The 13,247-nt window shown below is 52.1% G+C and carries 12 protein-coding genes and 1 pseudogene; 11 read left to right on the top strand and 2 right to left on the bottom strand.

Translation table 11 applies throughout. From position 1 onward, the window contains the following. Positions 1–14: 14 nt before the first annotated feature. Positions 15–638 (bottom strand): hypothetical protein, encoded by a 624-nt coding sequence (locus tag OGM16_04255; protein UYJ47493.1) that lies wholly within the window; start codon positions 636–638, stop codon positions 15–17. Between the two features lie 48 nt (positions 639–686). On the opposite strand from OGM16_04255, the pseudogene OGM16_04250 reads away from it, so the two are divergent. The 10 genes and pseudogenes from OGM16_04250 to OGM16_04205 all read left to right on the top strand — a co-directional run bounded on the left by OGM16_04250 (position 687) and on the right by OGM16_04205 (position 11,964). Beyond that, positions 687–2,378, top strand: a pseudogene (locus OGM16_04250) (ATP-binding protein). Between the two features lie 2 nt (positions 2,379–2,380). Then, positions 2,381–2,755: a DUF3851 domain-containing protein gene (locus OGM16_04245; GenBank protein UYJ47492.1), complete on the top strand. Its 375-nt coding sequence runs from the start codon at positions 2,381–2,383 to the stop codon at positions 2,753–2,755. Next, positions 2,748–4,457 carry a CHAP domain-containing protein gene (locus tag OGM16_04240; protein ID UYJ47491.1) on the top strand — a complete coding sequence of 570 codons (1,710 nt, stop codon included), beginning with the start codon at positions 2,748–2,750 and terminating at the stop codon, positions 4,455–4,457. The genes OGM16_04245 and OGM16_04240 overlap by 8 nt, the downstream gene beginning before the upstream one ends. Positions 4,458–4,486: 29 nt before the next feature. Next, on the top strand, positions 4,487–4,738 hold the full coding sequence (locus tag OGM16_04235) for a DUF4315 family protein (protein ID UYJ47490.1): 252 nt from the start codon (positions 4,487–4,489) through the stop codon (positions 4,736–4,738). Continuing rightward, entirely contained in the window at positions 4,728–5,480 is a 753-nt protein-coding gene (locus OGM16_04230; GenBank protein UYJ47489.1) for a DUF4366 domain-containing protein, read from the top strand. Before OGM16_04235 ends, OGM16_04230 begins: the two co-directional genes overlap by 11 nt. Positions 5,481–5,627: 147 nt before the next feature. After that, positions 5,628–6,335 (top strand): conjugal transfer protein TraG, encoded by a 708-nt coding sequence (locus tag OGM16_04225; GenBank protein ID UYJ47488.1) that lies wholly within the window; start codon positions 5,628–5,630, stop codon positions 6,333–6,335. Continuing rightward, complete coding sequence (locus tag OGM16_04220) at positions 6,316–8,415, top strand: DNA topoisomerase 3 (GenBank protein ID UYJ47487.1); 2,100 nt, start codon at positions 6,316–6,318, stop codon at positions 8,413–8,415. The genes OGM16_04225 and OGM16_04220 overlap by 20 nt, the downstream gene beginning before the upstream one ends. Next, positions 8,412–8,690, top strand: coding sequence for an immunoglobulin (locus OGM16_04215; GenBank protein ID UYJ47486.1), 279 nt, complete (start codon positions 8,412–8,414; stop codon positions 8,688–8,690). The genes OGM16_04220 and OGM16_04215 overlap by 4 nt, the downstream gene beginning before the upstream one ends. A gap of 6 nt (positions 8,691–8,696) precedes the next feature. After that, positions 8,697–11,747, top strand: coding sequence for a YodL domain-containing protein (locus tag OGM16_04210; GenBank protein ID UYJ47485.1), 3,051 nt, complete (start codon positions 8,697–8,699; stop codon positions 11,745–11,747). Between the two features lies 1 nt (position 11,748). Continuing rightward, positions 11,749–11,964 carry a transposon-transfer assisting family protein gene (locus OGM16_04205; protein ID UYJ47484.1) on the top strand — a complete coding sequence of 72 codons (216 nt, stop codon included), beginning with the start codon at positions 11,749–11,751 and terminating at the stop codon, positions 11,962–11,964. A 96-nt stretch (positions 11,965–12,060) separates the two neighbouring features. Here OGM16_04205 and OGM16_04200 read toward each other — a convergent pair whose 3' ends face one another. Beyond that, positions 12,061–12,828, bottom strand: coding sequence for a hypothetical protein (locus OGM16_04200; GenBank protein ID UYJ47483.1), 768 nt, complete (start codon positions 12,826–12,828; stop codon positions 12,061–12,063). Here OGM16_04200 and OGM16_04195 point away from each other — a divergent pair. Further along, entirely contained in the window at positions 12,815–13,171 is a 357-nt protein-coding gene (locus OGM16_04195; GenBank protein ID UYJ47482.1) for a TnpV protein, read from the top strand. The genes OGM16_04200 and OGM16_04195 overlap by 14 nt on opposite strands. Positions 13,172–13,247: the final 76 nt, after the last annotated feature.

Here is a 13,247-nt window from a genome sequence, read left to right as displayed (position 1 = left end):
TGATCTTCCTCCCTTCAAACTACTGCGCAGATGGCGTTGAGATATGGGTCGATCATAAGATCGCTCTCACTTTCGGCAATGTAGTTGAACAGCACTGCCATGGTGTAGGCCGTGCTGTTTTTTACATTCCGCTCCTGATTGGCGCGGAGCTTACTCTCTGCCTCCCGCAGGATCATGCCGTCCAGCCGTCTGAGCTTTGCCCGCACGCGGCTTTGCGGAAGCGTGGCATTGCCAATACGGAAGCTGTCGGCATAAAAAAGCCGCTCAATGGCGTTTTCAAACACCAGAGCGGTTTCCGGTGCGAAGCATTCAAGCTCGCAGCCGTCCAAAATATCCAAAAGTTCTTCTTCTGCGTCCCCGTCGGTCCGTCCGTCCTGCGCTGGGGCTCTGACAGACGGACGGACTTCCATATGACTTTGATCAATCTTTCTTTTTTCTTTCTTACTTGGCGTCAATTTCTGCGGTTCTGGGAACGCGGATTTTGCAGTTCTTGAACCGCGTACTTCCGATTCATCCTCCGTGATAAACGGCGCACAGGAATAGTCCGGATCTTCGATCGGTGTGACACGGGCAAGATAGATCTGATTGGCATCACCTCGCCCGCAGCGTTTTTCCCATACCAGCTTGAGCTCCACCAACTTCTTAAAAGCTGCCGTGACCCGCTGCTCACAGATGCGCAGCTCTTTGGCAAGCAGTTCCGTATGGGCAAGAAATACGGGGCTGTTTCTTTTTTGCAGATTTTAGCCCCAGAGCTGAATGACCGTCTGCTGGCTGATTTTCTGGATATGGAAAGCTCGCTCATTGTGAGTATGCACATTCAGTCGGTGGATCAGGTGAAAGCCATCAAAACGGTAAAGCGTAAGATTACCGATCTGGACCGCAGTAAGATTGAGGAACAGAAAAAAGCAGTCCGCGCCGGATACAACATGGACATCATTCCTTCTGACCTTGCCACCTACGGCAGCGAAGCGAAAAAGCTGTTGCAGGATTTGCAGAGCCGAAACGAGAGAATGTTCCTGGTCTCCTTTTTGGTGCTGAACACAGCGGACACCCCCCGTCAGCTTGGCAACAACATCTTTCAGGCAGGCTCTATTGCCCAGAAGTATAACTGCCAGCTGACCAGACTGGACTTCCAGCAGGAAGAAGGGCTGATGAGCTGTCTGCCCCTGGGACTCAATCAGATCGAGATTCAGCGAGGGCTGACCACCAGTTCTACGGCTATCTTTGTACCATTCACCACACAGGAATTATTCCAGAACGGCAAGGAAGCCCTGTACTACGGCATCAATGCCCTGTCCAACAACCTCATCATGGTGGATAGAAAGCTGCTGAAAAACCCCAACGGCTTGATTTTGGGTACGCCGGGTTCCGGTAAGTCTTTCAGCGCCAAGCGTGAGATTGCCAACTGCTTTTTGCTTACCAATGATGATGTCATCATCTGTGACCCGGAAGCGGAGTACGCACCTCTGGTGGATCGTCTGCATGGGCAGGTCATCAAGATCTCGCCTACCTCAACCAACTACATCAATCCGATGGATCTGAACCTGGACTATTCGGATGATGAAAGCCCGCTGTCCCTCAAGTCTGACTTTATCCTCAGCTTGTGTGAGCTGATCGTGGGCGGTAAGGACGGATTGCAGCCGGTGCAGAAAACCATCATCGACCGTTGTGTGCGTCTGGTCTATCAGACCTACCTCAATGACCCGCGCCCGGAGAATATGCCCATACTGGAGGACCTATATAACCTGCTCCGTTCACAGGAGGAAAAGGAAGCCCAGTATATCGCCACGGCCCTTGAAATCTATGTAACCGGCTCCCTCAATGTGTTCAATCACCAGAGCAATGTGGACATCAATAACCGCATTGTCTGCTATGACATTAAGGAGCTGGGCAAGCAACTCAAGAAAATCGGTATGTTGGTGGTCCAGGATCAGGTGTGGAACCGCGTTACCATTAACCGCGCTGCCCACAAGTCCACCCGTTATTACATCGACGAGATGCACCTGCTTTTGAAGGAGGAGCAGACCGCCGCTTATACGGTGGAAATCTGGAAGCGATTCCGCAAATGGGGCGGTATTCCGACAGGTATCACCCAGAATGTCAAAGACCTTTTGAGCAGCCGCGAGGTGGAGAACATCTTTGAAAACTCCGACTTCGTGTATATGCTCAACCAGGCAGGCGGAGACCGTCAGATTCTCGCCAAGCAGCTGGGCATTTCCACGCACCAGCTTAGCTATGTGACCCACTCCGGTGAGGGCGAGGGCCTGCTGTTCTATGGCTCCACCATCCTGCCCTTCGTTGACCACTTCCCGAAGAATACTGAGCTTTACCGCATTATGACCACCAAACCCCAGGAACTGAAAAAGGAGGATGAATAACTATGAAACAGAATATTTGCGAACTTGATACCATGATTTTTTTCCGTGAGGCATTGGAGGCTCACGAATTCATGTTGCTTCCGGTAATGGCCTCCGCTGTTGTTGAGTGTCGTACCGCTGACAAAGAACTCAAAACCTTGAATGAGGATGGCGAAATTGGTCTTGCCCGTCTCTTTTCGATTTGGGCGAATATGATGTGTGCCCCTGGTGCAGCAACCATTGTAGGGTGCAGACCTATCACAATGCTCTCTGAGATTCTGGCGCAAGTCCATGCGTATCTCACCGTGCATCCGCTATATGATCCGGAAGGTTTGGCCCTCTATGTGGAGCTGCACCACATGATGGATGCTATCCTAATGGGTGATTGGTTTGAATAAAGAGCCGCGCCTGCGCTTTACTGATGAGGAACGGGCTGACCCTGCACTGGAAAAGCCGATCCGCAAAACGGAGAAAGCTACGGCCAGAGCAGATAAGGCGCAGGCCAATATTCCAAAGAAAAAAGTCAGACAGACGGTCATTGACCCGGACACCGGGAAAAAGACCTCGAAGCTGACCTTTGAGGACAAGAAAAAACCACCTTCCAAACTTTCTCAAGGGGTTAAGGAAGCTCCCGTCCATCTGGTCGCGGGCAAGTTTCACAAAGAGATCCGGGAAACAGAACAGGACAATGTGGGCGTGGAAAGCGCCCACAAGTCCGAGGAGGCGGTGGAGACCAGCGCTTATCTGGTGCGGGAGGGCTATCGCAGCCACAAGCTGAAGCCGTACCGCAAAGTAGCCCAGGCCGAGCAGAAGCTGGAAAAGGCAAATGTAAATGCCCTGTACCAGAAGTCCCTACGGGAAAATCCTCAGTTTACCAGCAACCCTCTCTCCCGCTGGCAGCAAAAACAGCGTATCAAAAAGCAGTATGCCGTCGCCAAGCGCACCGGTCAGACTGCCGGAAATACCGCCCAGGCTGCGTCCAAAACCGGAAAAGCCGCAAGGACGGTAAAAGAAAAGGCACAGCAGGCAGGGGCATTCGTCATGCGCCACAAGAAGGGCTTCCTGATGGCAGGGGTTTTTTTCCTCATCGCCTGTATGCTGATGAATACCATGTCCTCCTGCTCTATGATGGCACAGAGTATTGGTTCTGTAATTTCCGGCACTACCTATCCATCGGATGACCCGGATATGCTGGCGGTGGAGGCAGATTATGCAGACAGAGAAGCTCGGTTGCAGGAGAAAATCGACAACATCGAAAGCAGCCACCCAGGGTATGACGAGTATCGCTATAACCTGGATATGATTGGCCATGACCCCCATGAGCTGGCGGCAGTTCTCTCTGCTGTCTTGCAAGGCTATACACGCCACAGCGCACAGGCAGAGCTGGATCGTGTGTTTGATGCACAGTATCAGCTTACGCTGAGAGAAGAAATTCAGATTCGCACTTACACTGACGAAGATGGTGATGAGCATGAATATGAATATCGTATTCTCCATGTAACTTTAACAAGCCGTTCCATTGCCTCTCTTGCGCCAGAACTACTGACTCCGGAGCAGATGGAGATGTACCAGGTCTACCGACAGACTATGGGCAATAAGCCGCTGTTATTTGGTGGCGGTTCTCCCGATACAGGTGTTTCTGAAGATTTGACTGGTGTTGAATTTATCAATGGCACCCGCCCCGGCAATCCGCAGCTGGTGGAACTGGCGAAAAGTCAGGTGGGCAATGTGGGAGGACAACCTTATTGGAGCTGGTACGGCTTTGACTCCCGTGTGGAATGGTGTGCCTGCTTTGTATCATGGTGCTATGGTCAATCCGGTCGAACGGAACCACGCTTTGCTGGTTGTCAGTCTCAGGGTGTTCCGTGGTTCCAGTCTCATGGACAGTGGGGCGCACGAGGATATGAAAACATCGCCCCCGGTGATGCCATTTTCTTCGATTGGGATCTGGATGGTTCCGCAGACCATGTGGGAATTGTTGTCGGCACCGATGGCAGCCGTGTTTATACCGTGGAGGGAAATTCCGGCGATGCCTGCAAGATCAAAAGTTATGACCTGAATTATCAGAGTATCAAGGGCTACGGCCTGATGAACTGGTAACAGAGATTTTTTAGAAGGAGTGATAGACGATGGCAAAGAACAAAATTGAACGCATTGACCAGGAGATTGCTAAGGTCCGCGAGAAGATCGCAGAGTATCAGGAAAAGCTCAAGGCGCTGGAGGTACAGAAAACCGAGGCAGAAAATCTGGAGATCGTCCAGATGGTGCGCGCACTGCGTATGACCCCGGCTCAGCTGAGCGCCATGCTGTCCGGAGGCACAGTTCCCGGCAGTTTTGCTGATGACAACAACGAACAGGAGGAAAACAGCTATGAGGAATAAACGATTGCTCCGAACACTTTCCGCCCTTTGCCTGACGCTGGTGCTGGCATCGGGCTTTGCCGTTCCCGCTTTTGCCCAGGGCGCAGCGCCGCCCCCGGCAGAGGATACCACCAATGACAGCAATGTGGTGGTGGAAGAAACGGAAAAAGCACCTCCGCTGACCCCGGAGGGCAACGCCGCTCTGGTGGATGATTTCGGGGGCAATAAACAGCTCATTACCGTTACCACCAAGGCGGGCAACTATTTTTATATCCTGATCGACAGGGCCAACGAGGATAAAAAGACTGCTGTTCACTTTCTGAACCAGGTGGATGAAGCGGACCTGATGGCGCTGATGGAAGATGGAAAACCCAAAGAGGAGCCGCCTGCTGTGTGCAGCTGCACGAAGAAATATGAAGCAGGGGCAGTTAATGCGGCCTGTCCGGTCTGTGTAACTGATAAGAGTAAATGTACGGGAAAAGCACCGGAACCTCCGGCAGAAACACCGGAGCCGGAAAAAGAGAAGCCTGCCGGACTGAACCCGGCTGCGCTGATCCTTCTGCTGGCTCTGCTGGGCGGCGGTGGCGTATTTGCCTACTTGAAGCTCGTTAAGAATAAGCCTAAGACCAAGGGCAATGACAGTCTGGACGATTATGATTATGGTGAGGAAGATTCCGAGGAATGGGAAACCGAAGATGAGGAAGTCCTTGAGGATGGTTTTGAGGGTTCTGACCCTAATGAGGAACGCGATAGAGCAGATTGAACCATTTGAGCGTAGCGTATTTCAAATCATTGCGGGATAAGGGACAGAGGACAGGGAGAAATTCCTGTCCTCTGCTGCTCTACTCGCTCTCTTACTGTAAATCCACACCCAAAATCAGCACATGGTCAAAGAAAGGAGGACCTCACAATGAACACATGGAACTGGTTATTACACTTTCTGATTATTTTTGATCTGGTCGCCTTCGGAATTTACTTTGGAGGAGACATTCTTTTCACTGCTATCAGCAAAGTTCAAAAAAAGTCAAAGAAGGACGATGACTTGGATCTTTATGATTTTGAAATTGAGACCGCACCCCAAAAGCGCTCTTTATGTGTGGACTCAATCCGAATGCTTTATTCTGGTGAGATAGATGAATTTGTGGAAAAGGAACTGTTGCCTGATGCAGCGGAGACCATGAACGCTTTATCTGAAGCTGAAAAAACAGCAGTTAGCCTGTTACTAAAAGCTTATATCGGTTTTTTGAGCGAAGAAGCAACGGTAGATGAACAAAGTTTTCCCATGGTTAAGGAACTGTTGTCTTATACACAGGGCAGCAAAGAAGATGGTGAAAAAGATGCCATAGATTGTCTGATGGAAGATACGGTCAGCAGAACCCACAGACATCGAGAATATTACAACAATTATCAACGCTATCAACTGATGCAGGTGGATAAAGAGCGTGTGATTATGGCCTGCAATATCATAATCAATGATTTGATTGGCAGGTTGTACCGATATGATTATCGCTTTGGCTATGACATTACACTTGCCTCAGAACACAGCATTGCAAAAAAACTGTCTGATAATTGGCAGAATGAATGGGAGGTTGAAGATTATGAAGCTGGTGATTGCTGAAAAACCATCGGTTGCACAAAGTCTGGCGGCGGTGATCGGTGCAACTGCCCGTAAGAACGGGTATCTGGAGGGCAACGGCTGGCGTGTCAGCTGGTGCGTGGGCCATCTGGCCGGTCTTGCGGATGCAGACAGCTATGACCCCAAGTACGCCAAGTGGCGATATGATGACCTGCCTATTCTGCCGGAGCATTGGCAGATGGTAGTGGGAAAGGATAAGAAAAAGCAGTTTGATATTCTCAAAAAGCTGATGAACGCCCCGGATGTGACGGAGGTAGTAAATGCCTGTGATGCCGGACGCGAGGGCGAGCTGATCTTTCGCAGCGTCTATGAGCTGGCAGGTTGCCAAAAGCCGATGAAAAGGCTCTGGATTTCTTCGATGGAGGACTCCGCCATAAGGGAGGGCTTTGCAAACCTGCGCCCAGGTGTAGATTATGATGGACTTCGGGATGCTGCTCTCTGCCGTGCCAAGGCCGACTGGCTGGTGGGGATCAATGCCACAAGGCTTTTTTCCGTGCTGTACCACCGCACCCTCAACATCGGGCGCGTGATGTCCCCAACGCTGGCACTCATTGTCCAGCGAGAAGCTGAAATCGACACATTTAAGCCGGTTCCTTTTTATACCGTGGCGCTGGAGCTGCCCGGTCTTACCGTATCCGGGGAGCGCATGAGTGACCGAGCAAGCGCAGAGCAGCTGAAAGAAGCCTGTCAGGGTGCAGCTGTCACAATCAAAAAAGTGGAGTGCAAGGAAAAATCCGAAAAGCCGCCTGCCCTCTATGACCTGACTACTCTGCAAAGAGATGCCAACCGCCTGCTTGGATTTACAGCCCAGCAGACCCTGGACTATCTGCAAAGCCTGTATGAAAAGAAGCTCTGCACCTATCCCCGTACTGACAGCCGCTATCTGACCGGTGATATGGCAGACAGCCTGCCGGTGCTGGTGAATCTGGTTGCCAATGCTATGCCATTTCGCAAAGGGATCGCCATTACCTGTGATCCGCAGACGGTCATCAACGACAAGAAAGTAACCGACCACCACGCAGTAATCCCTACCAGAAATCTCAAGGATGCAGACCTTTCTGCCCTTCCTGCGGGAGAAAAAGCGGTGCTGGAGCTGGTGGCCCTGCGTCTGCTGTGTGCCGTGGCCCAGCCCCATATCTATTCGGAAACCGTTGTGATTGCAGCGTGTGCCGGTAGGGAGTTTACCGCCAAAGGAAAAACGGTGAAGCACCCCGGATGGAAAGCACTGGAGGACGCCTACCGTGCCAAAATGAAGGATGCGGAGCCGAAAAAAGAGGGCGCAGAGAAAGCCCTGCCGGAGCTGACTGAAGGACAGACCCTTTCGGTTGCTGCGGCAATCGTCAAAGAAGGCAAAAGCAGTCCGCCTCAGCACTTTACGGAGGACACCCTATTGTCCGCGATGGAGACTGCCGGAAAAGAGGATATGCCGGAGGATGCCGAGCGAAAAGGTCTGGGGACACCGGCCACCCGTGCCGGTATTTTGGAAAAGCTGGTATCTGCCGGTTTTCTGGAACGAAAAAAGAGCAGGAAAACGGTGCAGCTTCTCCCTTCCCACGATGCAGTTTCCCTGATCACCGTTCTGCCGGAACAACTGCAATCGCCGCTTCTGACTGCCGAGTGGGAGTACCGACTGGGCGAGATCGAGCGCGGGCAGCTTGCCCCGGAGGAGTTTTTGGACGGGATCAGCACCATGCTGAAAGATCTGGTGGGAACTTATCAGGTCATCAAGGGAACCGAGTACCTGTTCTCCCCGCCCCGTGAGGTGGTAGGCAAATGCCCCCGCTGCGGCGGTGAAGTTGCAGAACTGCAAAAAGGCTTCTTCTGTCAGAATGATTCTTGCAAATTTGCAATCTGGAAAAATAACAAATGGTGGGCTGCCAAGAAAAAACAGCCGACCAAGGCTGTGGTGTCTGCACTGCTGAAAGATGGCCGTGTCCGTGTAACGGGCCTATATTCGGAGAAAACCGGCAAGACCTACGATGCCACTGTGGTTTTGGAGGACGATGGACAGTACGCCAACTTCAAGCTGGAATTTGACCAGCGGAAAGGAGGCAGCCGATGAAGCTCTCTTTAGCGGAACGGGAAACCATTCTCCTCTATAACCAGGCAGAACCAATGGCTGAGGTCTACACCCACGATCCCCGTTTGATGGAGAAGCTGGAACTGCTGGCAAAAAAGCACCCCGACCAGATCACCCGAAAGGACGCCCATAACTTTACCGTCCCCAAGCGGTGTGTATCAGTCAGGGAGCCATACAGCGCCGAGCGTCGCAAAGCTGCCAGTGAGCGTGCGAAAGCTGCCGGATACCAGCCCCCTGTGAGAAAGTCCAGCAGTTAAAGGCACATGGCAGAGAATGTATTTGAAGCAGTCAAGCAGTCGGTCAGCACCAGAGAAGCGGCAGCGTTTTATGGGATCGAGGTCAAACGAAATGGTATGGCCTGCTGTCCCTTTCACGATGATAAGAACCCCAGCATGAAGGTAGATCAGCGGTTCCACTGCTTTGGCTGCGGTGCAGATGGGGATGTGATCGACTTTACCGCAAAGCTCTTTGACCTCTCCCCAAAAGAAGCGGCGGAGAAACTGGCACAGGACTTTGGCCTGATCTATGACAGTCAGGCCCCTCCCCGCAGGAGGTATGTCCGGCAGAAAACCGAGGCACAAAAGTTTCGGGAGGACCGGCAGCAGTGTTATCGCGTACTGTCCGATTACTACTATCTGCTGAAAAAATGGGAGGCCGACCATTCTCCCCGGACACCGGAGGAGAAACCGCACCCCCGCTTTGTGGAAGCAATCCATAAGAAAATCTATGTGGAGTACCTGCTGGATCTTTTTCTTTATGAAAGTGAAGAAGAACAAAAGGCATGGATTGCAGAACACACAGCAGAAATCACACACTTGGAAAGGAGATTGAAAATCATGGCTGAGAACAAACCCACCAACCGAGAGCGGCTAAGGGAAATCACAGACGGCATCGAGCAGGGCATCAAGGAACTGTTTGAGAGTGAAAAGTATATGCGCTATCTGTCCGTTATGTCCCGCTTCCACCGCTATTCGGTAAACAACACCATGCTCATCTATATGCAGAAGCCGGACGCCACTTTGGTAGCCGGATACAATAAGTGGAAAGACCAGTTTGAGCGTCATGTTAAAAAGGGAGAACATGGCATTACCATCATCGCCCCCACACCGTACAAGAAGAAAATCGAGGAGCAGAAACTGGACCCGGATACCAAGGCTCCGATTTTGGATAAAGACGGAAAGATCATCACAGAGGAAAAAGAAATCGAGATCCCCATGTTTCGCCCGGTCAAGGTCTTTGATGTGAGCCAGACCGATGGGAAACCTTTGCCGGAGCTTGTCTCCTCCCTTTCCGGCAATGTGCCCAATTATGAGGCATTCATGGAGGCCCTGCGCCGCAGTGCGCCGATGCCGATCACTTTTGAAGCAATGGCCGCCGATACGGACGGCTATTTTTCTGCCAATCATCAGAAAATTGCCATTCGTCAGGGCATGAGCGAGGTGCAGACGGTTTCGGCCACGGTTCACGAGATTGCCCACAGCAAGCTCCACAATCAGAAAAAGATTCAGATTGCCAATGACGAGCAATATCAGGAGATCGAGCTGTTTGATAAACCTGGTCTGTTCTCCAATGGGCGGATTGTCCGTGATAATCTGCCGGAGGGCGTTTATTGCTATGACCTGCGCGGTTCTGACTACGACCCCGGAGAGCCGGTCTGTGTAGAAGAACGAGTGGTTGTAAACCATGCAGGTTCCGTTCTGCTGACAGATCCGCTGGAGCTGGCGGAAAATGGACGCCTGATGCTGACCGAGGAAGAAGGACTGAATTTTGTTGGCGGCTTTTCTACTCTCGCCCAGTTTTTGCAGGAACAGAAGAAAGACCGTCACACGGAAGAAGTAGAGGCTGAAAGCATCTCCTATGCAGTCTGCAAATATTTTGGCATTGAAACCGGAGAAAACAGCTTCGGCTATATTGCCAGCTGGAGTCAGGGCAAGGAACTGAAAGAGCTGAGAGCCAGTTTGGAGACCATCAATAAGACCTCCGGCACTTTGATCTCTGACATTGAGCGCCACTATAAGGAAATCTGCAAAGAGCGTGGAATTGACCCCAATGCAAAAAAAGAGCCGGAAATGGCGGTTCTTGATGCGGAGGCAAACCAGCAGGAGGCTTTGTTTCTAATTGACGATGCCACCTATCTTCATATTCAGCCCTGTGACAGCGGCTGGGACTACACCCTTTACGATGCCGCGTCCATGAAAGAGCTGGATGGCGGTCAGCTGGATATGCCGGAGCTTTCCCGCATGAAGGCAGTTCTCCAGATTTGTGATGACAACGATCTGGACAGCACTTCACTTAGACACGCTCCCCTGTCTATGATCGAGACCTTGCAGGAAGCTGCCTATCAGCAGATGCAGGCAGAGGTCGGTCAGATGGCCGCTTCTTCCCAGTTGCCGGAGGCACAGGAGCAGGCGCTGGATGAATACCCAACGCCCGATGAGCAGGTCTCCACACCGGATATGCAGAAATACGGTTACTCTTATGACGGGATGCTCCCTGTTACAAGAGAACGGGCGCTGGAACTGGATGCTGCCGGTTTGACCGTCTATGTGCTGCATGAGGACAATACGGAGAGCATGGTGTTTGACCCGCAGGAAATCATGGAGCATGGCGGTCTTTTCGGTGTGGACCGCGAGGAATGGGAGAAAAGCCCTCAGTTCCACGAAAAGGTCATGGAGCGTCAGGAACATCAGCAGGAACGAGAACAGGCATTTCTCTCCCAGAACAGAAACTGCTTTGCCATCTACCAGGTGAGCCGTAACGATCCGCAAAATGTGCGCTTTATGAATCTGGACTGGTTAGAGTCCCATGATGTTTCCGTAGACCGCAGCAATTATGACCTCATTTACACCGCTCCGCTGAGTGAGTCTGGCACTGTGCCGGAGCAGCTGGAAAAACTCTATCAGCAATTCAATCTGGAAAAACCCGTAGACTTTCACAGTCCCTCCATGAGCGTCAGCGACATCGTTGCGATCAAACAGGACGGTAAGGTATCCTGTCATTACTGCGACAGCGTTGGTTTTACCCAGATCCCCGGATTCCTGCCGGAAAATCCGCTGAAAAATGCGGAAATGGCCCTGGAGGACGATTATGGCATGATCGACGGTATCATCAACAATGGCGCAAAAGAGCCTACGGTGGCAGAGCTGGAACAGCAGGCCCGAAGCGGTCAGCCCATTTCCCTGATGGAGTTGGCAGCCGCCACCCATCGGGAGGAACGGGAAAAGAAAAAGTCCGTCATGGAGCAGCTGAAAGGCCAGCCCAAGACAGAACACAAAAAGACAGCACCAAAAAAGAGTGCGGAAAGGGAGATTTGATATGGGAAACTTTACTTTTGAGGAAATGAACCTGATGTGCATTTACAATACCGGCAGCCGCACCGGATTGATCGACAGCCTGCGTGAGATGCGCGGCGAGCTTTCGCCGGAGGAAACGGAACTGAGGGAGCTAACCGACAGCGCCCTTACGAAGCTCTGTGCGATGACCGATGAGGACTTTGCCCAGCTGGAGCTGTACCCGGATTTTGACCAGTAAACAGCATAACCGCAGGGATGGGGTGGCAATTTGCCACCCCACCTCTTTACCCCAAAACTGAAAGGAGGACAGAACACCATGCTAACCAAAGCTGAACTATATGCACAGATGGCGGACAAGGTGGCAACACAGCTCACGGGGAGCTGGCAGGAATGGGCAGGGTTTCTCACCACTGCTTCCCGTCTTTACAAGTACCCGTTCCATGAGCAGCTGATGATCTACGCCCAGCGACCGGACGCCACCGCCTGTGCAGAGTACGATTTGTGGAATGAAAAGATGGGCCGGTATGTAAGACGCGGCTCCAAGGGGATCGCTCTGGTGGACGATTCCGGAGACAGACCACGCCTGCGCTATGTCTTTGATATTTCCGACACCGGAACCCGTGAACATTCCCGCACTCCCTGGCTGTGGCAGCTGGAGGAGCGCCATCTGGATTCCGTGCAGGCCATGCTGGAGCGCACCTATGATGTTTCCGGTGATGACCTTGCCGGACAGCTCACGGAGGTAGCCGGAAAACTGGCCGAGGAATACTGGACGGAGCATCAGCAGGACTTCTTCTATATCGTTGACGGTTCCTTTTTGGAGGAATATGATGAGTATAACATCGGAGTGCAGTTCAAGGCAGCCGCCACCGTCAGCATCACTTACGCTTTGATGTCCCGCTGTGGACTGGATCCGGAACGCTACTTCGACCACGAAGATTTCATGGCGATCTTTGATTTCAACACCCCGTCCACCATCGGGGCGCTGGGAACAGCGGTCAGTCAGATCAACCAGCAGGTGCTGCGGCAGATCGGCGTCACCGTCCGAAATGCAGAGCGCGAAGCCAACCAAGAAAGGAGCAAACAAGATGAACAATCCCATGACCTACATCCAGAACGGAGACTATCTGATTCCCGACCTGAAGCTGAGCCAGCAGCCGGAGAAACCTCTGGGCAAATACGGCAGGATGAGGAAAACCTACCTGAAGGAACACCGTCCCATCCTCTACAACCAGATGCTGCTGAGCGAGAAGCTGTACCAGCACCTTCTGGAGATCGACGAGACCGCCCAGAACAGACTGGAGCAGATGATGCCCCAGCTGGCGAAGGAAGCGGGAGCCACCGAGGAACTGAAAGCCAGCGATCCCATGAAGTGGGTGGGGCTGATGAACACCTGCAAAGCTCAGGCAGAGGAGATTCTGATGGCGGAGCTTATCAACAGCTGACCCTAAACCTGTTCCTCTCCGAAGCGGAACAGATCCAATCCATAGATGAAGCAGAGTATGTAGCGCATACATCCTC

Source organism: Lachnospiraceae bacterium (genome assembly GCA_025758065.1).
In the GTDB taxonomy this organism is placed as follows: Bacteria; Bacillota; Clostridia; order Lachnospirales; family Lachnospiraceae; genus Enterocloster.
The sequence above is the reverse complement of the archived record's forward strand: the minus strand, read 5'-3'. Positions and strand labels throughout refer to the sequence as shown.

Bases quoted from the DNA above. Each gene is read 5' to 3' on its own strand.
- OGM16_04245 (UYJ47492.1), top strand. From the start codon at position 2,381: ATGAAACAGAATATTTGCGAACTTGATACCATGATTTTTTTCCGTGAG.
- OGM16_04235 (UYJ47490.1), top strand. From the start codon at position 4,487: ATGGCAAAGAACAAAATTGAACGCATTGACCAGGAGATTGCTAAGGTC.
- OGM16_04230 (UYJ47489.1), top strand. From the start codon at position 4,728: ATGAGGAATAAACGATTGCTCCGAACACTTTCCGCCCTTTGCCTGACG.
- OGM16_04225 (UYJ47488.1), top strand. From the start codon at position 5,628: ATGAACACATGGAACTGGTTATTACACTTTCTGATTATTTTTGATCTG.
- OGM16_04220 (UYJ47487.1), top strand. From the start codon at position 6,316: ATGAAGCTGGTGATTGCTGAAAAACCATCGGTTGCACAAAGTCTGGCG.
- OGM16_04215 (UYJ47486.1), top strand. From the start codon at position 8,412: ATGAAGCTCTCTTTAGCGGAACGGGAAACCATTCTCCTCTATAACCAG.
- OGM16_04210 (UYJ47485.1), top strand. From the start codon at position 8,697: ATGGCAGAGAATGTATTTGAAGCAGTCAAGCAGTCGGTCAGCACCAGA.
- OGM16_04205 (UYJ47484.1), top strand. From the start codon at position 11,749: ATGGGAAACTTTACTTTTGAGGAAATGAACCTGATGTGCATTTACAAT.
- OGM16_04195 (UYJ47482.1), top strand. From the start codon at position 12,815: ATGAACAATCCCATGACCTACATCCAGAACGGAGACTATCTGATTCCC.
- OGM16_04200 (UYJ47483.1), bottom strand. From the start codon at position 12,828: ATGGGATTGTTCATCTTGTTTGCTCCTTTCTTGGTTGGCTTCGCGCTC.